This is a genomic window from Rhodococcus sp. JS3073 (genome assembly GCF_026810085.1).
GTDB classification, from domain to species: Bacteria; Actinomycetota; Actinomycetes; order Mycobacteriales; family Mycobacteriaceae; genus Rhodococcus_F; species Rhodococcus_F wratislaviensis.
Genome location: NZ_CP113951.1, coordinates 4,334,285 through 4,355,444 on the forward strand (window position 1 = coordinate 4,334,285; position 21,160 = coordinate 4,355,444).

At 67.6% G+C, this 21,160-nt stretch carries 19 protein-coding genes and 2 pseudogenes; 13 read left to right on the forward strand and 8 right to left on the reverse strand.

Annotation, left to right across the window (positions count from 1 at the left end):
* The first annotated feature begins 17 nt into the window (after nt 1–17).
* A complete protein-coding gene (locus OYT95_RS19730; RefSeq protein WP_037230334.1) occupies nt 18–1,046 on the forward strand; it encodes a phosphotransacetylase in 1,029 nt (342 codons plus the stop codon).
* A gap of 49 nt (nt 1,047–1,095) precedes the next feature.
* A complete protein-coding gene (locus OYT95_RS19735) occupies nt 1,096–1,827 on the forward strand; it encodes a sulfite exporter TauE/SafE family protein (protein ID WP_037230332.1) in 732 nt (243 codons plus the stop codon).
* Between the two features lie 7 nt (nt 1,828–1,834).
* Here the strand turns inward: OYT95_RS19735 and OYT95_RS19740 are convergent, their stop codons facing one another.
* Complete coding sequence (locus OYT95_RS19740) at nt 1,835–2,740, reverse strand: LysR family transcriptional regulator (protein WP_037230330.1); 906 nt, start codon at nt 2,738–2,740, stop codon at nt 1,835–1,837.
* 101 nt (nt 2,741–2,841) lie between these two features.
* Between OYT95_RS19740 and OYT95_RS19745 the strand changes: the two genes are divergently transcribed.
* Nucleotides 2,842–3,897, forward strand: a complete 1,056-nt coding sequence (locus OYT95_RS19745; RefSeq protein WP_268788743.1) for a YeiH family protein — start codon at nt 2,842–2,844, stop codon at nt 3,895–3,897.
* Nucleotides 3,898–4,027: 130 nt separating this feature from the next.
* Here OYT95_RS19745 and map read toward each other — a convergent pair whose 3' ends face one another.
* Nucleotides 4,028–4,816, reverse strand: a complete 789-nt coding sequence (gene map / locus OYT95_RS19750; protein ID WP_037230328.1) for a type I methionyl aminopeptidase — start codon at nt 4,814–4,816, stop codon at nt 4,028–4,030.
* Nucleotides 4,817–4,912: 96 nt separating this feature from the next.
* On the opposite strand from map, the gene OYT95_RS19755 reads away from it, so the two are divergent.
* From OYT95_RS19755 to OYT95_RS19780, 6 genes and pseudogenes are all read left to right on the forward strand, one after another.
* Nucleotides 4,913–5,179: a helix-turn-helix domain-containing protein gene (locus OYT95_RS19755; RefSeq protein WP_005254325.1), complete on the forward strand. Its 267-nt coding sequence runs from the start codon at nt 4,913–4,915 to the stop codon at nt 5,177–5,179.
* 59 nt (nt 5,180–5,238) lie between these two features.
* A pseudogene (locus tag OYT95_RS19760) lies at nt 5,239–5,528 on the forward strand (hypothetical protein).
* Between the two features lie 49 nt (nt 5,529–5,577).
* Nucleotides 5,578–5,919 carry an ArsR/SmtB family transcription factor gene (locus tag OYT95_RS19765; RefSeq protein ID WP_112300014.1) on the forward strand — a complete coding sequence of 114 codons (342 nt, stop codon included), beginning with the start codon at nt 5,578–5,580 and terminating at the stop codon, nt 5,917–5,919.
* Nucleotides 5,920–5,922: 3 nt separating this feature from the next.
* Entirely contained in the window at nt 5,923–6,408 is a 486-nt protein-coding gene (locus tag OYT95_RS19770; RefSeq protein ID WP_037230323.1) for an SRPBCC family protein, read from the forward strand.
* 210 nt (nt 6,409–6,618) lie between these two features.
* Complete coding sequence (locus OYT95_RS19775; protein ID WP_268788744.1) at nt 6,619–7,581, forward strand: MBL fold metallo-hydrolase; 963 nt, start codon at nt 6,619–6,621, stop codon at nt 7,579–7,581.
* A gap of 36 nt (nt 7,582–7,617) precedes the next feature.
* Nucleotides 7,618–9,213 carry an FAD-dependent monooxygenase gene (locus OYT95_RS19780; protein ID WP_268788745.1) on the forward strand — a complete coding sequence of 532 codons (1,596 nt, stop codon included), beginning with the start codon at nt 7,618–7,620 and terminating at the stop codon, nt 9,211–9,213.
* Here the strand turns inward: OYT95_RS19780 and OYT95_RS19785 are convergent.
* Nucleotides 9,207–9,788: a helix-turn-helix domain-containing protein gene (locus OYT95_RS19785; protein ID WP_268788746.1), complete on the reverse strand. Its 582-nt coding sequence runs from the start codon at nt 9,786–9,788 to the stop codon at nt 9,207–9,209. The two genes, OYT95_RS19780 and OYT95_RS19785, sit on opposite strands and share 7 nt — an antisense overlap.
* Nucleotides 9,789–9,897: 109 nt before the next feature.
* On the opposite strand from OYT95_RS19785, the gene OYT95_RS19790 reads away from it, so the two are divergent.
* Both OYT95_RS19790 and OYT95_RS19795 read left to right on the forward strand, forming a co-directional pair.
* Nucleotides 9,898–11,247, forward strand: a complete 1,350-nt coding sequence (locus tag OYT95_RS19790) for an NAD(P)/FAD-dependent oxidoreductase (RefSeq protein ID WP_268788747.1) — start codon at nt 9,898–9,900, stop codon at nt 11,245–11,247.
* 76 nt (nt 11,248–11,323) lie between these two features.
* Nucleotides 11,324–12,808: a peptide MFS transporter gene (locus tag OYT95_RS19795; protein WP_128640582.1), complete on the forward strand. Its 1,485-nt coding sequence runs from the start codon at nt 11,324–11,326 to the stop codon at nt 12,806–12,808.
* A 32-nt stretch (nt 12,809–12,840) separates the two neighbouring features.
* Here OYT95_RS19795 and OYT95_RS19800 read toward each other — a convergent pair whose 3' ends face one another.
* From OYT95_RS19800 to OYT95_RS19820, 5 genes are all read right to left on the reverse strand, one after another.
* A complete protein-coding gene (locus OYT95_RS19800) occupies nt 12,841–14,901 on the reverse strand; it encodes a heavy metal translocating P-type ATPase (RefSeq protein ID WP_268788748.1) in 2,061 nt (686 codons plus the stop codon).
* A 36-nt stretch (nt 14,902–14,937) separates the two neighbouring features.
* A complete protein-coding gene (locus OYT95_RS19805) occupies nt 14,938–15,258 on the reverse strand; it encodes a metal-sensitive transcriptional regulator (RefSeq protein ID WP_009476541.1) in 321 nt (106 codons plus the stop codon).
* Complete coding sequence (locus tag OYT95_RS19810; RefSeq protein WP_268788749.1) at nt 15,255–17,525, reverse strand: heavy metal translocating P-type ATPase; 2,271 nt, start codon at nt 17,523–17,525, stop codon at nt 15,255–15,257. Before OYT95_RS19810 ends, OYT95_RS19805 begins: the two co-directional genes overlap by 4 nt.
* Complete coding sequence (locus tag OYT95_RS19815) at nt 17,525–18,415, reverse strand: hypothetical protein (protein ID WP_268788750.1); 891 nt, start codon at nt 18,413–18,415, stop codon at nt 17,525–17,527. The genes OYT95_RS19810 and OYT95_RS19815 overlap by 1 nt, the downstream gene beginning before the upstream one ends.
* A gap of 83 nt (nt 18,416–18,498) precedes the next feature.
* Nucleotides 18,499–18,705, reverse strand: coding sequence for a heavy-metal-associated domain-containing protein (locus tag OYT95_RS19820; protein WP_005254342.1), 207 nt, complete (start codon nt 18,703–18,705; stop codon nt 18,499–18,501).
* Nucleotides 18,706–18,880: 175 nt separating this feature from the next.
* On the opposite strand from OYT95_RS19820, the gene OYT95_RS19825 reads away from it, so the two are divergent.
* A complete protein-coding gene (locus tag OYT95_RS19825; RefSeq protein WP_037230307.1) occupies nt 18,881–20,308 on the forward strand; it encodes an amino acid permease in 1,428 nt (475 codons plus the stop codon).
* Nucleotides 20,309–20,360: 52 nt separating this feature from the next.
* Nucleotides 20,361–21,129, forward strand: a pseudogene (locus OYT95_RS19830) (class I SAM-dependent methyltransferase).
* Nucleotides 21,130–21,160: the final 31 nt, after the last annotated feature.

The following is a 21,160-nucleotide window of genomic DNA, read 5'->3' on the forward strand; positions in this document are numbered from 1 at the left end:
GATGGGAGTGCGAGGCCATGGCCCCGGGCGTCACCGCTGTACCACCCACCGACGCTGCACGACTGAATGATTCGTCGCTGATCGAGCACTGGATCGCCACCCTGCGTGGGGAGAACCGCGTCGTCGGTCTCGCGGACGGAGAAGACGAACGCGCGATCCGTGCGGCCCACCATCTGCACCACAAATGTGTCGTGTCCCCGCGGCTGTTCGGGCGGCGGGACGTCATCCGGCGCATCGCCGAGGCCGCGGGTATCCCGCTGGCCGAGGAACTCGTCGTCGACGTCGCCGAGGCGGCTGCCGACCCCGCGATCCGTGACGCCGTCGAATCGGGATTCGCCAGGTACCCCGACCGGATCGAGTCGGCGCTGTCCGACCCGGTGTGCCTCGCCGCAGCGGCACTGCGCGCCGGAGTGGTCGACGCCTGCGTCGCGGGTGCGAGCAGGCCGACGTCCGACGTGCTGAGGGCCGGACTGCGCATCGTCGGTCTCGCGCCGGGTTCGAGCATCCTGTCGAGCTCGTTCCTGATGTTGCTGTCGGACGGCAGGCAGTTGACGTTCTCCGATTGCGCCGTCGTACCCGACCCCACGGTCGAGGAACTGGTCGACATCGCGCTGGCCGCCAGCGCCACCCACTTCCAGCTCACCGAGCAGACCCCGATCGCGGCGATGCTGTCGTTCAGCACCCAGGGCAGCGCCAGCCACCCCCGCGTGGAGAAGGTCCGCGAGGCCGCGGAACTGGTGCGCGTCCGGGACCCGCAATTGCACGTGGACGGTGACCTGCAATTCGATGCCGCGCTGGTCGCCGAGATCGGCGCGTCCAAGGCGCCCGGTTCGCGGGTCGCCGGCCGGGCGAACGTGTTGGTCTTTCCCAATCTCGATGCCGGCAACATCGGGTACAAAATTGCTCAGCGGCTCGGGGGTGCAATAGCCTTGGGTCCCATCCTGCAAGGCCTGGCCGCACCGTGGAACGACCTGTCCCGAGGGTGCACGGGCAGCGACATCGAACTGATGGCTCTGGTGAGCGCAGTCCAATCTTTGGCCACCTGAACATCAGACCTGCACGGGAACGTACCACCGGATCGGGAAGGGAGTCGCGATGACGATGCTCCTCATCGGCGCCCTGTGCATCGGCATCGCGTCCGTCATCGGCGGCGCCACCGGGTTCGGGACGGCATTGATCGCGACGCCGGTGATGCTGATGGTCGGCTTCGCCGTTCCCGAAGTGGTGTTCGTCAATCTGGTGGCGGGCCTGATCACGCGAATCGGCGCCGCGTATCAGTTGCGAGAACACATCACTTGGGGACGGGTGGCGCTGCTCGGCGGTGGCAGTCTGCCCGGCGCCTGGCTGGGCGCGGTCACCCTCGGTCTGCTGCCGGAGCAGTATCTGAAGCCGGCAGCGGGAGTTGTGGTGATGCTGTGCGGGCTTGCGATGGCGCTCCCCAACCGGGCGGAGGCCACACGTGTGCCCTCCACGACCGCGCACGTCCTCACCGGTTCCGTGGGTGGCTACCTCGGAACGACGACGTCGCTCAACGGACCGCCACCGGTCCTGTTGCTGATGCGAGCGCGGTTGCCACCGATGGCATTCATCGCCGATCTCGCAGGCTATTTCATCGTCGCGAACGTGATGGCGCTCGGTGTCCTGTGGTTCCACGACGAGATCACGGAATCGATGTTCTGGCCGCGACTCCCGGTCTTCGTCGCCGCCGCGCTGATCGGCAACGTCACCGGGCTGGCGATCGCCCGCCGACTTCCGCCGGGGGTGTTTCGTTCCGCGGTCATCGTCCTGGTGATCGCCGCCGGTGCGGCGACCTGCATTCTCGGGTGACAGCCGCTCACGGTTCGGCACCGACCCGGCGGACCAGACGCACCAGTTCGCCTGCGGGACCGTCGAGCTGACGCGCGCCCCGCCACACGGCCCGCAGCACCCTGTCGAGCTCGAGACCGTCGACGTCGATCACCTTCAGCTCGCCGGCACCGACCTGCTCCGCCACCGCGAGGGTGCTCATCACCGCGGGACCGACCCCGGCCAGCACGCTGGTGCGAATCGCGGCGGCGCTCCCGAGTTCGAGGAGCGGTGCCGCCCGGTCGTATTCCTGCAGTGCCACGTCGAGCGTGGTCCGCGTGCCGGATCCCGGCTCGCGGACCAGGAGCGGTGTCAGCGCCAACTCGGCGACGGACAGCGCCTTCCGTCGCCGTGCCCACGGATGGGTGGGGTGAACGACGACGACCAACCGGTCATGCGCGACCGTGAGACTCTTCAACGGTCGAGGCACCGTCGGCGATTCGACGAACCCGACGTCGCAGATCCTGCTGTTGATCCGCTCGAACACCTGAGTCGAGTTGTGCACCTGCAGGTGAATGGTCACGTCGGAGTGCAAACGGCGAAACTGCCCCAGCCACCCCGGCATCAGGTGTTCCGCGACCGTCATGCTGGCACCCACCGTCAACTCGGCGGCGCGTTCCGCGCGCAGTCCCTCGGCCACGTCGAGAAGCCGGCGCGTATCGGAGAGCACCCGGCGCGCCCAGTGCGCGATCACGGTTCCCTGCGGTGTCAGTATCGAGCCCGTGGGGCTGCGCTGCAGCAGCGTCATGCCGAACTGGCGCTCGAGTTGCTTGATGGCGCGACTCGCGTTCGGCTGCGCCATTCCGGCGAGTCTGGCGGCAGCGCTGAGGCTTCCGTGGTCGTCGACGCCCACGAGCAACTCGAGAACGGGGAACTCGGGCCATCTGCGGGACATGCACTGAGTATATGACCCTGGCGCAAGACATATCACGATGATATATGTACATGCCGAGATGACGGCTACCGGAGACGGCCGCCGTGACGGACCGTGGATTCATGAGTAGTCAACTGAGCGAATCGAAGTCCGAGGAACAGCGCGTCGAGAGCACGGGAACGCTGCCGCGACTCCAGACCGCCACGGCCACTCTCCTGCCGGGCCTGGCGCTGTGCGCCGTCGCCACCGCCGTCGCCATGGGTGTCGGCCGGTTCCTGCCGACGGTGAGCCCGCTGCTCATCGCCATCGTGCTGGGCGCCGTTCTGTCGAACGCCGTGCATCTGCCCGAACGCCTGCGCCCGGGACTGCAGTTCTCCGCCAAGAAGCTGTTGCGGGTGGGCATCGCCCTCCTCGGGCTCCAGTTGATGCTGAGTGACATCCTCGGACTGGGCTGGGGCGTCATCGTCGTGGTCGTCGCGATTGTGTGTCTCGGCATCGTGGGAACGATGTTCGCGGGCAAGCTGCTCGGCCTGAGCTGGACGCAGCACCTGCTCATCGCCTGTGGATTCTCGATCTGCGGTGCGGCCGCCGTGGCGGCGGTGGACGGTGTCGTGGACGCCGACGAGGAAGAGGTGATCACCGCGGTCGCGCTCGTCGTCATCTTCGGCACGCTCATGATTCCCGCGATCCCGCTGCTGTCGCGGGCGCTGGGACTCTCCGACACCGACGCCGGCCTGTGGGCGGGCGGCTCCATCCACGAGGTTGCACAGGTGGTCGCCGCGGGCGGCGCGATCGGCGGTGCCGCCCTCGGCGTGGCCGCGGTGGTCAAACTCGCCCGCGTCCTCATGCTCGCCCCGGTCATGGCCGTCCTCAGCGTGCGCCAGCGCAGGCTCGCCGGCACCGACGCCGACGTGAAGCGGCCGCCGCTCGTCCCGCTCTTCGTCCTCGCGTTCCTCGCCTGTGTCGGCCTGCGGTCGTCCGGCCTGCTGCCGACGGGCCTGCTCGCCGAGGCCAAGATCGTGCAGACCGCCCTCCTCACCGCCGCGATGTTCGCCCTCGGCGCCGGCGTCCAGATCGCCACGATCAAGAAGGTCGGCGCACGACCCTTCGTCCTCGCAGGCATCTCCACCGTCTGGGTGGCATCGATCGCCCTGGTCGGGGTCCTGCTCGCGGGGTGACACCGCTAGCCACCCCCTCACCCCCCCTTCGCCCCCTTCGCCCCCGTCGCGACGAACGGGACGCTCGTTGCGTCAGATCGAACGAGCGTCCCGTTCGTTCGGCGGGGACCGTCGTCCGGGGGCTTGGCAATCACGGTGCAGATGCAGCGACCTGTTCCCGGCGCGTCAGCACGAGCGGCGCGCCGTCGGTGATCGCGATGGTGTGCTCGCTGTGCGAGGTGCGCGATCCATCGGCCGAGCGGATGGTCCACCCGTCGGGGTCGTAGACGATCTCGTCCGTGCCGGCGGCGAACCACGGTTCGAGGGCGAGGGTCAGCCCCGGGCGCAGTGTGAGTCCTCGGCCCGCACGTCCGGTGTTCGATACGTGCGGATCTTCGTGCATGGTCCGCCCGAGCCCGTGACCACCGAACTCGGTGTTGACCGGGTACCCGTACTCGGCGGCGACCGCGCCGATCGCCGCAGACACATCGCCCAGCCGGTTGCCGGGTAACGCGGCGGCGATTCCGGCTGTCAGGGCCTTTTCGGTGGCTGCGATGAGGCGCGCGTCCTCGGGTCGTGGATCGCCGACGATGATGCTGCGGGCACAGTCGGCGACCCACCCGTCGATGGAGACTGCGATGTCCATGCTCAGCAGGTCCCCGTCCTGCAGCACGTAGTCGTGCGGCAGGCCGTGTAGTACCGCGTCGTTGACCGACAGGCAGATGACGTTGCGGAACGGTCCGCGCCCGAATGACGGCGCATAGTCCCAGTAGCACGACGTGGCGCCGCGCTGGGCGATCAACTGGCGGGCTCGGTCTTCGAGTTCGAGCAGATTCACGCCCGGTTCGGCGCGGTGTTCGAGATCGTCGAGCAACTCGGCGATGAATGTGCCGGTGACGTCCATCGCAGCGACCTCGCGGGGTGTTTTCAGTTCCAGCACCAACTACTCCTCTTCGTACGCACAAATTCGGTATTAAAATACCACTCTAGACCGCGGGCTGGGATTTTCATACCGCTGCAGGGTTAGACTGCTCGCATGGTGCGTCTCCCTCTGACCCCGGAACAGCTGGCCGCAGGCAAGCGCCTCGGTCATCAGCTGCGGCAGGCACGGGGTGATCGCACCCTCGCCGAGGTCGCGCAGGAGGCCGGGATCTCACCGGAGACTCTTCGAAAAATTGAGACCGGGCGGATGGCGACACCCGCGTTCACCACTGTCGCGGCCCTCGCCCGGGTGCTTCCCCTGTCGCTCGACGAGCTTGCCGACATCTGCCTCGCCCACACCGGTCTCCGGCAAACCGGGTAACAATTCTCCATCTCGACCTGCGCTGCCCGCAAACAGTATTCAGATCCGAGGCGGGTGGTATGCGCGGCCGTCGGGTGCTGTGGCCGGATGCAAGTGAGAGAAGTTCCAGCCAGATCCTCCCGAAGGTCCGAGACCCTCGCTTCGTCACGATCCGCCGCGGTGGGACCCTCACCGACTCGGATCATCAGCTTCTGGCCCTGCAGCGCATGAACTCGGTGCTGCCGCCTATGCGATCAAAGCCGCGCGTGCAGCAGGACGACGTGAATGCCGGTGGCAGCGTGACCAGCTCCCTGAGGTGATTCGCGAGCTCGTACGTCGAAGGTGCCATCCGCGCCCACTCGCATCCTGAAAGTCGAAGCAGCCTTGCGCATACAACCAATCGGTTGTATGTTCTGAGGGTGTCAGAAACAGATGAGGACCGGGCCGATGCCCTGTTCCACGCGCTGTCCGACCGAACGAGGCGCGACATCATGCGTCGCGTGCTGGCCGGCGAGCATTCCGTCTCGGCACTGGCCGCGAAATACGACATGAGTTTCGCTGCCGTGCAGAAGCACGTCGCCGTCCTCCAGAAGTCTGGCCTACTCGTCAAACGACGCAGCGGCCGTGAACAACTCGCCACGGGCGATGTGGACGCAGTTCGCGCAGTGTCGTCCATGCTCGCCGAGCTGGAACAGGTCTGGCGTGGACGTATCGCACGCATTGACGAACTGATCGCAACACAACCCCAACGGAAGGAATGAACGATGCCTGTCACCAATGTCAGCCACGACATCGATGCACTGACCCTGACCATCACCGCCGAGTTCGCCGCGCCCCGAGCACGGATCTGGCAGATCTATGCCGATCCGCGCCAGCTCGAAAAGATCTGGGGTCCACCGACATACCCGGCGACGGTGGTCGACCATGAGTTCGCCCCCGGCGGGCGGGTCACCTACTACATGACCGGGCCCGAGGGTGACAAGCATGCCGGTTACTGGAACATCATCTCCGTCGACGAGCCGACCGGATTCACCTTCACCGACGGATTCGCCGATGCGGATTTCACCCCGATCGAATCGATGCCAGTGTCCACCAACGAGTTCTCCTTCCAGGACAAGGACGGCAGCACCATCGCCACCTACGTCAGCACCTACGCAACCGCCGAAGGTCTCCAGCAGGTGCTCGACATGGGCGTGGTCGAGGGCGCCTCGCAGGCGATCGGCCAGATCGACGACCTCATCAAGGGTTGAGCCTGCCGGATACCCACCCCCGTCTACCCACCCCCGTCGCGACGAACGGGACGCTCGTTACGTCAGATCGAACGAGCGTCCCGTTCGTCCGGTCGGTCGGCCGCGGGCGCAGGGATCCCAGGCCGATTTTTGATCAAGGCTTTCATTATTTTGTGATCCGGGTTACTGTGGCCACCATCAATCAAACCTTTGATTAGTTAGGTGGATCGCATGAGCCCCACAAGCTTCGCTTCGTCGGCCGACCTCGGTGAGAAGGAGCAGACGCTCGAGGTCCTGGCCGACGGCGTGTACGCCCTCACCGCCGAGGGGGATCCCAACATCGGCGCCATCGAGGGCGAGGACTTCGTCGTCTGCTTCGAGGCACTCGCCACCCCGGTGGCCGCGCAGGACTGGTTGCGCAAGCTGCGCGAGCACACCGACAAGCCGGTCCGGTACCTGGTGCTCTCGCACTACCACGCCGTCCGCGTGCTCGGTGCGTCCGCGTTCGACGCCGAGACCATCGTGGCGCACGAGACCACCCGCGCCCTCATCGAGGAGCGTGGAAAGGAAGACTGGGCTAGCGAATTCGGACGCATGCCCCGCCTCGCCAAGGCTGCCGACTCGGTGCCCGGACTGACGTGGCCCACCCTGACGTTCGCCGACAGGCTCACCATCGACCTCGGCGGCGGACGCGGCGACCTGGTGCTCCAGCACTTCGGCCGCGGCCACACCGAGGGTGACATCACCGCGTGGCTGCCGAAGCAGAAGATCCTCTTCGCCGGCGACCTCGTGGAGGCGCAGGCCGCGCTCTACACCGGCGACGCGTTCCACCGCGACTGGTCCACCGGCACCCTCGACCGGATCAAGGCGCTCGGCGCGGAGGTCCTGATCGGCGGACGCGGCGCCGTCTCCCACGGTCGGGAGGCCGTCGACGCCGCCATCGAGCAGACCCGCCATTTCATCGAGGTCATGTTGGCCGAGGTCGGGGCGGTGCAGCAGCGCGGCGGCACCCTGAAGGAGGCGTTCGAGGCCACCCATGCCGCACTGAACGAGCAGTACGGGCACTGGCCGATCTTCGAACACTGCCTCCCGTTCGACGTCTCCCGCGTGTGGGACGAGCTGTCGGGCATCGAACGGCCCGTCATCTGGACCGCCGAGCGTGACCGCGAGGTCTGGGACCAGTTGCAGGGCTGACGTCCGTCACCGTTTCACACTGACAAGGCGAGGATCATGGGAAGACGACACACCCGCGGCGGCACGGTCACCGTCGTGGGCAACGGCCCGGTGGGGCAGACGACGGCGTTGCTGCTGGCACGCTGGGGCATTCCGGTCACGTTGCTCGACGCCCGGGCCGAACGGGACCCGATCGGATCGAAAGCCATCTGCCAGCAGCGGGACGTCCTCGAGGTGTGGGACGCGATCGGCGTCGGCAGGCAACTGGCCGACGAGGGCGTGACGTGGGGGTGCGCCCGCACCTTCCACCGCGACCACGAACTGTTCGCGCAGACCTTCGTCGACCGCGGCATCTCGTCGTTCCCGCCGTTCGTCAACATCTCCCAGGCACGGACCGAGGAACTGCTCGACGAGCGGATCGCGGCGACGCCGTCGATCGACGTCCGGTGGGGATACGAGGCCACGTCGGTGGATCAGGACGAGACCGGCGTGACCATCACCTGCCGCACCGGCTCCGGGGAGGAGACCGTCACGTCGGACTACGCGGTGGTGGCTGTGGGGTCGCGGGGCAGCGCGATCCGGCGGCAGCTGGGTGTCACGTTCGACGGTCGTTCGTTCGACGACAAGTTCCTGATCTGCGACATCGCCGCCGACATCCCGGGCTGGGCCGACGAACGCCGCTTCTACTTCGATCCCGAGTGGAACCCGGGCAGGCAGGTGCTCATCCACCCGTGCCCGGACTCGACGTTCCGCATCGACTGGCAGGTGCCCGGCGAGTACGACCTCGAGGCCGAGGAGAAGTCGGGCGCGTTGGACGCGCGGATCCGGAAGATCATCGGCGACACCGACTACCGGATCGTGTGGAAATCGGTGTACCGCTTCCACTCCCGGGTCGCGAACCGAATGCGCGTCGACCGGGTGCTGTTGGCCGGCGATGCCGCGCACATCGTGTCGCCATTCGGGGCGCGAGGACTGAATTCCGGTGTCGCCGACGCCGAGAACGCGGCATGGAAGCTCGCGTTCGTCCTGCGGGGCTGGGCCGGCGAGTCGCTGCTCGAGACGTACCACACCGAGCGGCACGCGGCGGCCGTCGAAAACATCGCGGTCACCACGGCGACGATGGACTTCCTCGTCCCGCAGTCCGAGGATCAGCACCGGCACCGGCGCGACGTGCTCACCGCGGCGGTCACCGACCCGGAGGCGCGGGCCCGGGTCGACAGCGGACGCCTCGCCGAGCCGTTCTGGTACGTCGAATCACCCGTGACCACAATCGATCCGCAGCGACCCTTCGCCGGGCGCCCCGAGCGTGGCTGCACCCCGGCCGCGGCGCCGGGAATCCTGTTGCCCGACACCCCGGTGACGTTGCAGGGCGGTGCCGGCACCCGGCTCCGCGCCATCGCCCGGCACGGAATCCTGCTTCTCGCGGGTGACGGTGTGGACGTCGACGAGATCCGCAGCGCGGCACTCGACACGGTGCACACGCCGATCCGCCTCGTCCGGCTGTCGGAGATCGACAGCACCGGCGTCCTCACCGCCGCGTTGGACGCGAAGCCCGGTGAGGTGTGGGTCATCCGCCCCGACGCGTACGTCGCGGCGGTCACCGACACGGTCGACGGGCTGATGTCCGCATTGCGACGGGTGACGCTTCAGTAGCTCGGTGGCGACATCATCCAGAGCGCCACAGCGGGCTTGCCGTCGATCTCCCGGGCGCGGTGCGGGCTGGCGCTCGAGTACGCGACGCTGTCGAGTGCGTTGAGCACGTCGGTGTGCTCACCGACGGTGACCTCGATGCGGCCGGAGATGACGAGCAGCACTTCTTCGGAGTCGCCGTGTGCGTACAGCTCGTCACCGGTGGTCCCGTACGGGCCGAACTCCCCGATGAACGATTCGAGCTGGCGATGGGTGGTCGGCGTGATGCGGACCTTCCGCGCGTTGGTGCCGAAGGCATTGAAATGCGCGGTGCGGTACCGGTGCACAGCGGTCGTCGATGCCTCGGTGAACAACTCGCCGACGTTCATCTCCAGGCACGCGCAGATCCTCTGCAGCGTCGCGATGCTGGCAGTGTTGCGGTCCCGTTCGAGCTGGCTGAGAAACCCCTCACTGACCTCGGCTTTTGCGGCGACCTCGGCCAGCGTCAACCGCAGCGCGCGCCGTCGTGAGCGCAGTCGCGCACCCAGTGAATGGGGATCGACCGCTGGCGAACCGTCGTCCGTCGATGCACTTGACATACCTCAGAAAGTACATCAGCCTTTGGTTGTGATCAAGATAACTTGATCTTAGGTAAAGAAAAATTGACCGGGGAGTCTCTCCATGCGAAACGGCCACCTTTCCCACTGGATGTCGCGAGATGATCTCGACATCCCCGCGACCGTGCCCTTGGACCGCGACGAGGAAGTCGATGTCGCGATCGTGGGCGGTGGACTCTCAGGACTGTGGACCGCGTGGGCCCTCACCCAGGCCGACCCCACACTGTCCGTCGCCGTGTTCGAAGCCGAGCGTCTCGGATTCGGGGCCTCCGGACGCAACGGCGGCTGGTTGTCCGCGAAACCCGTTGGAATCCGTGATGTTCTGGCACGTCAACACGGTGGTCGTGCCGGTGTCCTCGAGATCGAACAGCGACTGGAAGAATCCATCCACGACGTCGTCGACGTGCTCGGCGCTCAGAACATCGACGCCCGCCATGGCGGCTGGATGCAGGTGGCCCGCTCGGCCAGCGAACAGAACCGGATCGAAAACTACCTTGCCAAGAGCCGTAGCTGGGGCGTCGACGAAGGCCGCCTCCGCCTCCTCACCGCCGCCGAGGCGAGCGAGCGGGTAAACATCGCCGGTGTGACGGGCGCCCTGTACTCACCGGACAACTACTGCGTGGATCCCGTGAAGATGCTGCTCGCCCTTGCCCGGACCGTTCAAAAGGCCGGGGTGCGCATCTACACCTCGTCGCGGGTGGACACGATCGAGCCCGGCCGACTCGCTGTCGGCGCTCACACCGTCCGGGCACGTCGGCATGTCGTGCTCGCCACCGAAGGCTATTCCTCCCGGCAGCGGGGACAGCGCCGGCGGATGCTCCCCCTCAACAGCGCGATGCTCGTGACCGATCGGCTCACCGACGATCAGTGGGAGCAGATCGGCTGGGCGCACGGCGACGGCGTGTCGGGTGCAGCCCACACGTACTTCTACGGCCAGCGAACGCCCGACGGGCGCATCGCGATCGGCGGCCGCGGCAAACCGTACCGCTTCGCCTCCGGAGTCGACCGTGACGGTGAAGTCGACCAGCACACCATTGCCGCACTGACCAACCTCCTGGCGGACTTGTTCCCGCAAGTCCCCCTCGCCGCCGCCCACGCGTGGTGCGGTGTGCTCGGGGTGACCCGCGACTGGTCACCGTTCATCGACAACGACCCGAGCAGCAAGATCCTGCGCGTGGGCGGCTACGCCGGCCAAGGGCTGACGGCCGCCCATCTCGCCGGCCGCATCGCTTCCGACCTGATCCTGCAGGGTGATACCAAGCTCTCCACGTTGCCGTGGGTTCGTCAGATGCCCCGACGCTGGGAACCCGAACCGCTCCGGTGGATCGGCGCACACGGCCTCTACCGCATCTACTCGATCGCCGACGTTCTCGAGGCTCGAGCGGCCGGCCCTCGCACCTCCCGACTCGCGCTGCTGGCCGACAAGATCGCCGGGCGCTGATCTCTCACCACCAGCACGCGCTCAGCGCCGAGGCGCCGGTACGAACTACACCCCTTCCCCGAACACAGGGAGAGACATGACCGAGATCGACAAGAGCGTCGCAACCGAGTACCACCGCACGGTCGAACGGACGCGGTCCGACTCGCTCGGGCAACCCAAGGGTCTGTGGAACCTGGCGTTCACCGAACTCTGGGAGCGTTTCAGCTTTTACGGCCTGCAGGGAGTTCTCAGCTTCTATCTGTTGTACTCACTCAGCGACGGCGGACTCGATCTCGCGCCGGCGACCGCGGTCAGCATCGTCGGCGCCTACGGCGGATCGGTCTACCTGTCCCAGATTCTCGGGGCATGGATCGCCGATCGGCTGATCGCGCCACGCCGAATGGTCCTCTACGGCGCCGTCGTCATCACCGTCGGCCACCTCGCTCTCGCGATACTCGACGGACTCTCCGGCCTGGCCTTCGGGCTCACGCTCATCGTCCTGGGTACCGGCGCGCTCAAGACGAACATCACGTCGATAGTGGGCATGCTCTATGCCGACAATCGCCCCGCACGCGACGCCGGTTTCTCGTACTTCTACATGGCCATCAATACCGGCTCCGCATTCGGACCGCTGCTCACCGGATTCACCCAGAGCAGGTGGGGATTCCACGCGGCCTTCAGCCTCGCCGCTGTCGGAATGGTCGGGGCGCTCATCCAATACTCGTGGAAGATGCGCGACCTTCCCGCCGAGGCCGGCGTCGTCAAGAATCCGATCGCTCGCACGCACCTGCCCTACGCGTTCGCCGCCGTCGCCGCCGTGACTGCGTTCGTGGTCGCCCTCTGGCAGCTCGGGTTCGTCGACAACACCAACCTCTCGCACTTCGTCGGGGCCGTCATCCTCGTCGCCGCGATCATCTACTTCACCGTGATCCTGCGTTCGCCGAACGTGACACCGGCGGAGAAGCGTCGTATGAGGGGCTTCATCCCACTGTGGATCGCAAGCCTGCTGTACTTCGGGTTCCTGTTCCAGAAGTTCACCACCATCTCGGTGTTCATCAAGGATCGGGTCGATCTCGATGTCGGTGGCTGGCAGGTACCCGCTCCCTGGCTGACCACCATCAGCCCGGTCTCCGCGGTCCTGCTCACCCCTCTCGTCGCCATGTTGTGGACGAAACTCGGTACTCGCCAACCGACTACGTCCGCGAAGTTCGCCATCGGGCTGACCATGGTCGGCTGCGCCTACCTGCTGCTGTTGCTCTCGCAGTTCTTTCCCGACAAGACCGTGCCACCGCTCCTGGTTCTCGTCAGCATGGCCGTTGCCGGTTCATCCGAAATCTTCGTCGGACCGGTCGGACTCGCACTGGCCACGCGCATTGCACCCGAGCGATTCACGGCGCAAACCGTGGCACTGCTCTTCCTGACCCTCGCCGGTGGATCGACGCTCTCCGGCCTACTCGGCGGATTGTTCACGACAATTTCCACCGGAACCTTCTTCCTCCTCGTCGGCTCGGGAGCCGTCCTTCTGGGAGCGGTGTTGTTCGGCCTCTCCCGCAAGATCGAAGTACTGACCGACAGCAGATAGCGAGGGGGCCGGCCCGGTCGACGCAGAGCGGGTCAGTGTCGGCTCAGCCGTTCCGGATCCAGATCGAGGCGTCGCAGCAGCTGCGCGTTGAGTGCGACGACGATGGTGGACACGGACATCAGGATCGCCGCGACCGCGGGTGAAATCGCGACCCCGGCGAACGCGAGGACACCGGCGGCCAGAGGGACGGCAATGACGTTGTAGCCGGTGGCCCACACCAGGTTCTGCCACATCTTGCGGTAGCTCGCCTGGGACAGGTCGATGATCGAGAGGACGGCGCGGGGATCGTCGGCGGCGAGGACGACACCCGCCGACTCGATGGCGACGTCCGTGCCGGCGCCGATCGCGACGCCGACATCCGCGCGGGCGAGTGCAGGCGCGTCGTTGACGCCGTCGCCGACCATCGCCACCCGGTGACCGCGGGCCTGGAGGGCGGCCACCTCGGCGTCCTTGTTCTCCGGTAGCACGTCGGCGAACGCTTCGTCGATACCGAGATCGGCGGCGACGGCGTCGGCCACCTGACGGGCGTCTCCGGTGATCATCGCGACCTTCACACCGCGCTCGTGCAGGGCGTCGATCGCCTGCCGGGACTCCTCGCGGACGGCGTCCTCGAGCGCCACCGCGCCGAGCACCGCGCCGTCGCGGACGAGGTGGAGGACGGAGGCACCGCGCTCGACCCACCGTGTCGTCTGCGCGGCAACGTCTTCGGGGACGGTCACGTTCAGTTCGGCGAGCATCGCCGGCCCGCCCACCTCTACGGGTATACCGTCGACGTCTGCGCGCACCCCGCGTCCGGGCAGCGACCGGAAGTCGGACGCGGTGCGCCGCTCGTCCGCGGGCACGTTCGCGGCCGCCTCGGCGACGATGGCCCGCGCGACCGGGTGCTCGCTGTCGGCCTCCACGGCGCCGGCGAGCGCGAGCAGTTCGGTCTCGGTGACACCCGCGGTGGTGACCACCCCGGTGACGACGTGCTTGCCCTGGGTCAGGGTGCCGGTCTTGTCGAACAGGACGACGTCGACGTTGCGCATGCGTTCGAGCGCCAGCCGGTCCTTCACCAGGACACCGGCCTTCGCGGCACGCTCGGTGGAGATGGCGATCACGAGGGGTATCGCCAGACCGAGTGCGTGCGGGCAGGCGATCACCAGAACGGTGACGGTCCGCACCACGGCCTCGTCCACGTTGCCGAGCAGCGACCACACCAGGAACGTGAGAAGCCCTGCGATCGAGGCGAAGTAGAACAGGAACGCCGCGGCGCGGTCGGCGAGGGCCTGCGCCCGGGACGAGGAGGACTGCGCGTCGGCGACCAGCCGCTGGATGCCGGCGAGGGCGGTGTCCTCCCCCACCGCGCCCACCTGGATTCGCAGCGCGCTGTCGGTGGCGACGGTGCCGGCCACCACGGTGTCGCCGACCGACCGTGGGACAGGGTTGGATTCGCCGGTGATCATCGATTCGTCGACCTCCGCGCGGCCGTCCTCGACGGTGCCGTCGGCGGGGATGCGACCACCGGCCCGCACCAGCACCAGGTCGCCGGTGGCGAGTTCGGAGACGGGCACCTCGGTGACACCGTCGTCGGTGACCCTGTCGGCGGTGTCCGGCAGCAGCGCGGCGAGTGCGTCGAGGGCGCCGGACGCCGACCCCAGCGCCCGCATCTCCAGCCAGTGGCCGAGCAGCATGATGACGATGAGAAGCGCCAGCTCCCACCAGAAGTCGAGGTTGAACCCGCCGATCTGCAGGGTCGTGATCCACGACGCGACGAACGCGACCGTGATCGCCATGCCGATCAGCAGCATCATGCCGGGCCGCCGCGACTTCAGCTCACCCCACGCGCCGGTGAGGAACGGCGCGCCCCCGTAGAAGAAGATCGCGGTGCCGACCACCGGCGGAATCCACGACGCACCGGGGAAGTCGGGGACGGTGTAGCCGAGGAGGTCGGCGAACATGTGGCTGAACACCACCACCGGCACCGACAGTGCGAGGCTGATCCAGAATTTCTGCCGGAACACCTCGCCGTGCGCGCCGTGACCGGCGTGCCGATCAGCGTGGTCGGTGTGCCGGACCCGTTCCATTTCCTGCTGCTGATGATCGTGAGACATGCCTGCTCCCTCGGAAGCTGCTCTCGTGGTCTGGTTTCAGGAACGCACCAGTCGTGCGATGGCGTCGGTGGCTTCCTTGATCTTCGCGTCGGCCTCGGAGCCGCCCGCGACGGCGGCGTCGACGACGCAGTGGCTGATGTGGTCTTCGAGCAGACCCAGCGCCACGGCCTGCAGCGCCTTGGTCATCGCGGAGACCTGCGTGAGGATGTCGATGCAGTACTTCTCGTCCTCGACCATCCGCTGGAGTCCCCGCGCCTGGCCCTCGATGCGGCGCAGGCGCTTGAGGTAGTCGTCCTTGGCGCTGATGTACCCGTGGCCGGCCGTGTGGTCGTGGTCGGTGTTCGGTTGCTCGGTCATGAGTGTTCCCCTCGGGTGGGAGTGGTCAGGGGCTGGAAGCGGCGCAGTCGCAGGCTGTTGCTCACGACGAACACCGATGAGAATGCCATGGCGGCGCCGGCCAGCATGGGGTTGAGCAGGCCCGCCGCCGCCAGTGGCAACGCCGCGACGTTGTAGGCGAAGGCCCAGAACAGGTTGCCCTTGATCGTGCTCAACGTCCTGCGCGACAACCGGATCGCGTCGGCCGCGGCCCGCAGGTCGCCGCGCACCAGCGTGAGGTCGCTGGCCTCGATGGCCACGTCCGTGCCGGTTCCCATGGCGAGACCGAGGTCGGCCTGCGCGAGAGCGGCGGCGTCGTTGACCCCGTCGCCGACCATCGCGACCACCTTGCCCTCGGCCTGCAGACGCTTGATCACGTCGACCTTGTCCTGGGGCAGTACCTCCGCGATCACTTCGCCGATGCCGACCTGGGCGGCGATCGCCCGGGCCGCGGAATTGTTGTCGCCGGTGAGCATGATCGGGGTGAGGCCCAGTTCGCGGAACTGCGCCACCGCCTCGCGTGACGTCGGCTTCACGGTGTCGGCGACCGCGAGCACGCCGCGCGCCTGGCCGTCCCAGCCGATCCCGACGGCCGTCTTGCCTTCCGACTCCGCCGCGTCGACGGCGCGCTGGAGTTCCGTGGTGAGGTGCAGCGACCAGTCGCGGAGCAGTTTCGCGCGGCCGATGACCACCGCATGTCCGTCGATCATGCCCTGGACGCCGAGTCCCGCGATGTTGGTGAACTGTTCCACTTCGGGCAGCGTCGTGAACCGGTCCCGTGCCGCGCGGGTGATCGCCCGTGCGATGGGATGCTCGGACGCGTCCTCGAGTGCGCCGGCGAACCGCAGAACCTGCTCCCCGTCCTGGCCGTCCGCGGCGATCACGTCGTGCAGCGACATCGTGCCGGTGGTGACGGTGCCGGTCTTGTCGACCACCACCGTGTCGACTCGCCGGGTCGATTCCAGAACTTCGGGTCCCTTGATCAGGATGCCCAGCTGGGCTCCGCGTCCCGTGCCCACCATGAGGGCGGTCGGGGTGGCGAGTCCGAGCGCACACGGGCACGCGATGATCAGGACGGCCACCGCGGCGGTGAACGCGGCGGCGACCGAACCGCCGGTGCCGATCCAGAAACCGAGGGTCGCGACCGACAATGCGATCACGATCGGGACGAAGATGCCGGAGATCCGGTCGGCCAGGCGTTGCACCTCGGCCTTGCCGGTCTGCGCGTCCTCGACCATCCACGCCATCTGCGCGAGCTGGGTGTCGGCTCCGATCCGGCTGGCGCGAACCACGATTCGACCGCCGACGTTGACCGTCGCACCCGCCACCTCGGAGTCCGGCGACACCTCGACCGGCACGGATTCACCGGTCAGCATCGACGCGTCCACCGCCGACGAACCTTCGGCGACGACGCCGTCGGTCGCGATCTTCTCGCCGGGACGGACCACGAAGAGGTCGCCGACCTCGAGCTGGTCGATGCCGATCAGCTGTTCGGTGCCGTCACGCAGTACCGACACTTCCTTGGCGCCCAGTTCGAGCAGCGCCCGCAGTGCCGCTCCCGCCCGGCGTTTGGCGCGGGCCTCGAAGTAGCGGCCGGCCAGGATGAACGTGGTGACGCCGGCCGCGGCCTCCAGATAGATGTTGCCGGTGCCGTCGACCCGCGCGATCGTGAGCTCGAACGGGTGCGTCATCCCCGGCATGCCTGCCGTGCCCCAGAACAGTGCGTACAGCGACCAGCCGAACGCGGCCAGCGTGCCCATCGACACCAGGGTGTCCATGGTCGCGGTGCCGTGCCGCAGGTTGGTCCAGGCGGCCTTGTGGAACGGCCACGCACCCCAGACCACGACCGGGGCCGCGAGGGTGAGCGAGAGCCACTGCCAGTTGGTGAACTGCAGTGCCGGGATCATCGCCATCGCGATGACCGGGACCGTCAGCACCGCGGACACGAGCAGCCGCTGCCGCAGTTCCGCCGCCGGGTCCTCCTCCTCCGGGGCCGGGGGCTTCACCTCGGGCAGTCGCGCCGTGTACCCGGCCTGCTCGACCGTGGCGACGAGGTCTTCGGGCGAGACGTCGGCGGCGTCGTAATGGACGCGGGCCTTCTCCGTCGCGTAGTTGACGGTCGCGGTGACGCCGTCGAGTTTGTTCAGCTTGCGCTCGATGCGGTTGGCGCACGACGCGCAGGTCATTCCGCCGATGGCCAGTTCGATCTGGGAATCGGGCGGTGCCGCGAGGTCGGTCGAGCGGGTCATCACTTCTCCTCCGGTCCGGCGGTGGCGGTGAATTCGGCGGTGTGGACGGCGCCGGCGTGCTGGAAGTCCAGGAACAGCCGGTAGTCGCCCGCGCCGGGTGCGGTGACGGCGAAGTCGATTCCGGGGCCCGCCGCGGTGACGCCGTCACCGGGACGTCCGTCCGGGTGTACGTGCAGGTATCCGAGGTCGGTGGTGCGCAGCGCCACCAGGTGACCGTATGCGCCGAGGTAGGGCTGCAGATCCGTGACGGGCTGCCCGTCGCGGCTCACCGAGAGCGTCACGTTCGACGTCTCTCCCGGCCGCAACGTGCCGTCGAGTGTGACGGTGTAGCCGTCCACGGTGGCGGTCGGTGCGGGTGCCGGCAGTTCCTGCGGGTCGTAGGTGCCCGCGACGCGCAGATCCGTGCCCAGGGTGACGCCTTCGCCGCCTGCCGGGGTGAAGTCCGCGAACACGCGGTAGTCGCCGCCGCGAGTGAGGTCGAGGGGGACGCTCCACGTTCCGGTCGCGTCGAGCGTCGGGTGCACGTGCTGGAACCCGGCGAGGTCCCGGCGGACGACGATCAGGTGCAGCAGTTTCTCGTGCTCCACGGTGTAGTCCGTCACGGGTACCCCCGAGGGGTTCGTGATCCGGAACTGCACCGGGACCGCGGCACCCGCGGTGACCTGGTCGGATGCGAGTGCGAGGGTGTAGCCGTCGGCAGTGGGCGTCAGTCCGCCCGGGGTCGGGTCGGCGGCGGCGCCGTGACCTGCCGCTCCGTGTCCGTCGTCCTCGGCCGTGTGCGCGGCGGGCTCGGCCACATCCGGGCCGGCAACCGACCCGAGTGCGAGCGCGGCGCCGAAGATCACGACGAGGCCGACGGTGAATCCGGCGAACTTGCCGGTTGCGTTCATGGTGGGTCTCCTGTGGTGGAGGTGCCGGCTCAGCCGGCCGCGTTGGAGGTGCCGGCTCAGGCGGCCGCGTTGGAGGTGCCGGCTCAGCCGGCGACGGAATACCCGGCTTCTTCGACAGCGCCCGCGACGGCACTCGGATCGAGGTCGGTGGTGCTGTCGATGACGACCTTGCCGGTGGCCAGATCGACGTTCACGTTGGTGACGCCGGGGAGTGCGCTGATCTCCTCGGTGACCGAGGACACGCAGTGGTTGCAGGTCATGCCGGTGACGGTGACGCTCGAGGTGCTCACGGATCTGCCTCTCTCGGGGGTATCGATGTCCTATCCGAGAACTACCATACCCCCCTACCGTATTCCTGCAAGGGTGACGACGGCCACCGAGTCCGGTGTTCCTGGCCCACGCCGGCCCGAAAAGGTGATTGAGTGAGATACCGCATCTCACCCCACTGGGAAACGGAGCCCGGCAATGTCGATGGACAAGTTGCGCACCCAAATGCTGCGCCGCAAACCGCTCACCGAGGTCGACGAGGACACCCCGCCCGACGAGCGTCTGACCAAATCGCTCGGCCTGTGGCAACTCACCGCGATCGGCGTCGGCGGCATCATCGGCGCAGGCGTCTTCTCCCTCGCCGGCTCGGTCGCGCATTCCGTCACCGGCCCGGCCGTGCTGATCTCCTTCCTGATCGCCGGTGTCGCCAGTGCTGCGGCCGCACTGTGTTACGCCGAGTTCGCCGGAATGATCCCCAAGGCCGGATCGGCCTACACCTACGGTTACGTGGCGCTCGGCGAGATCGTCGGCTGGTTCATCGGCTGGGACCTGCTGCTGGAATACATCGCGGTGGCGGCCGTCGTCGCCATCGGCGTGTCCGGGTACTTCCGGTTTCTCCTCGAACAGATCGGCATCAGCCTGCCCGACTGGATGATGGGCGCGCTGGGCACCGGCGACGGGCACGTGTTCGACGTCTTCGCAGCCCTGTTCTGCCTCGGGACCGCGTGGGTGCTCTCGCGCGGAATCCGCAGTGTCGGCCGATTCGAGACGGTCGCGGTGGCGATCAAGGTCGCGTTGGTCGTCCTCATCATCGTGCTGGGCGTCTTCCACATCGACAGCGCCAACTACACCCCTTACTTCCCGTTCGGCACCGCAGCCGTGTTCACCGGCGCGGCCACCGTGTTCTTCGCCGTCTTCGGGTACGACGCGATGAGCACGGCCGCCGAGGAATCGAAGGACGCCACCAAGCACCTGCCGAAGGCGATCCTGTACTCCCTCGGCATCGCGATGACGCTGTACGTCCTGGTCACCCTCGTGCTGACCGGGATGCAGAAGTACACCGAGATCAGCCCCGAGAGCGGCTTCTCCACCGCGTTCGATTCGGTCGGCATGCCCGGGGTCGCGAACATCATCGCGGTCGGTGCCATCGTCGGCATCATCACCGTCGTGCTCACCTTCATGCTCGGTGTGACCCGCGTCTGGTACGCGATGAGCCGGGACGGCCTGCTCCCGGAATGGTTCGCGAAGACGCACCCGGTGCGCAAGGTTCCGACGCGGGTCACGTGGATCGTGGGGATCGGTTCGGCGCTGCTGGCCGGGTTCTTCCCGATCAACACGGTCGCGGAACTCACCAACATCGGGATCCTGTCGGCGTTCATCGTCGTCTGCATCGCGGTCGCGGTGCTCCGGCGCACCCGCCCCGAGGTCCCCCGCACGTTCAAGCTTCCGTTCATGCCGGTCATCCCGATCATCGGCGTCGTGTTCTCCGGCTGGCTCATCCTCTCGCTGCCGTGGGAGACCTGGCTGCGGTTCGGGATCTGGCTGATCCTCGGTCTGATCGTGTACTTCTTCTACTCGCGCAAGCACTCCAAGCTCGAAGAAGCAGAGCCGGTGCCGCGTGCCTGACGACGACGGGGAACGGGTGGACGCGACCACCCTGACCGGTGTTCCCGCGACGATGATGTGGACCCTCCGCAACCGTGCCGTCGAGGCGTCGCGTCCCGACGGCACGTTGGTCGACCCGCTCGCCGGTGACGCTCTACGAGACCCTCGACTATCCGTACGAGAACTTCGGGAAGCCGAGCCAATCCCACGCTCTGCGCGCTCGGGCCTTCGACGACGAGATACGGGAGTTCCTCGACGGTCACCCCGGCGGAACGGTCGTCGCGCTCGGTGAAGGATTGCAGACCAGCTACTGGCGGATCGGCGACCCGGACGTCCGGTGGGTGTCGATCGACCTGCCCGAGGTGGTCGCCCTGCGCAGGCAACTGTTGCCGGACGAGCCGAACGTCACCACACTTGCGGTGTCCGCGCTGGACCGCTCGTGGATGGACCACGTCGACACCGGCCGGGGCGTGTTCGTCTCGGCGGAGGGCCTGCTGATGTATCTGCCCGCCGACGAGTCGCTGTCCCTGATCGGCGACTGCGCCCGGCGTTTCCCCGGCGGCCGGATGATGTTCGATTCGGTGCCGAAATGGTTCAGCCGCAAGACGCAGAAGGGACTGCGGATTCACGGCGGCTACACCGTCCCGCCGATGCCGTTCCATCTCTCCGCCGGCGAGGCGGCGGACCTGCCCGGACAGGTGCCGGACCTCGCGTTCACCCGTGAGGTGATGTTGCCTCTCGGCCGCGGTCTGTGGGGGTCGACCCTGCTCCGCAGGCTGTCGGAATCGCGGCCGCTGCGCAACTCGCGTCCGACGCTGACCCTGTGCGGATTCGCAGGCTGAACCCCGTCCGACGAGCGATGTGGGCCGACCC

Bases quoted from the DNA above. Each gene is read 5' to 3' on its own strand.
- OYT95_RS19730 (WP_037230334.1), top strand. From the start codon at position 18: ATGGCCCCGGGCGTCACCGCTGTACCACCCACCGACGCTGCACGACTG.
- OYT95_RS19735 (WP_037230332.1), top strand. From the start codon at position 1,096: ATGACGATGCTCCTCATCGGCGCCCTGTGCATCGGCATCGCGTCCGTC.
- OYT95_RS19740 (WP_037230330.1), bottom strand. From the start codon at position 2,740: ATGTCCCGCAGATGGCCCGAGTTCCCCGTTCTCGAGTTGCTCGTGGGC.
- OYT95_RS19745 (WP_268788743.1), top strand. From the start codon at position 2,842: ATGAGTAGTCAACTGAGCGAATCGAAGTCCGAGGAACAGCGCGTCGAG.
- OYT95_RS19755 (WP_005254325.1), top strand. From the start codon at position 4,913: ATGGTGCGTCTCCCTCTGACCCCGGAACAGCTGGCCGCAGGCAAGCGC.
- OYT95_RS19770 (WP_037230323.1), top strand. From the start codon at position 5,923: ATGCCTGTCACCAATGTCAGCCACGACATCGATGCACTGACCCTGACC.
- OYT95_RS19775 (WP_268788744.1), top strand. From the start codon at position 6,619: ATGAGCCCCACAAGCTTCGCTTCGTCGGCCGACCTCGGTGAGAAGGAG.
- OYT95_RS19780 (WP_268788745.1), top strand. From the start codon at position 7,618: ATGGGAAGACGACACACCCGCGGCGGCACGGTCACCGTCGTGGGCAAC.
- OYT95_RS19785 (WP_268788746.1), bottom strand. From the start codon at position 9,788: ATGTCAAGTGCATCGACGGACGACGGTTCGCCAGCGGTCGATCCCCAT.
- OYT95_RS19790 (WP_268788747.1), top strand. From the start codon at position 9,898: ATGTCGCGAGATGATCTCGACATCCCCGCGACCGTGCCCTTGGACCGC.
- OYT95_RS19795 (WP_128640582.1), top strand. From the start codon at position 11,324: ATGACCGAGATCGACAAGAGCGTCGCAACCGAGTACCACCGCACGGTC.
- OYT95_RS19800 (WP_268788748.1), bottom strand. From the start codon at position 14,901: ATGTCTCACGATCATCAGCAGCAGGAAATGGAACGGGTCCGGCACACC.
- OYT95_RS19805 (WP_009476541.1), bottom strand. From the start codon at position 15,258: ATGACCGAGCAACCGAACACCGACCACGACCACACGGCCGGCCACGGG.
- OYT95_RS19810 (WP_268788749.1), bottom strand. From the start codon at position 17,525: ATGACCCGCTCGACCGACCTCGCGGCACCGCCCGATTCCCAGATCGAA.
- OYT95_RS19815 (WP_268788750.1), bottom strand. From the start codon at position 18,415: ATGAACGCAACCGGCAAGTTCGCCGGATTCACCGTCGGCCTCGTCGTG.
- OYT95_RS19825 (WP_037230307.1), top strand. From the start codon at position 18,881: ATGTCGATGGACAAGTTGCGCACCCAAATGCTGCGCCGCAAACCGCTC.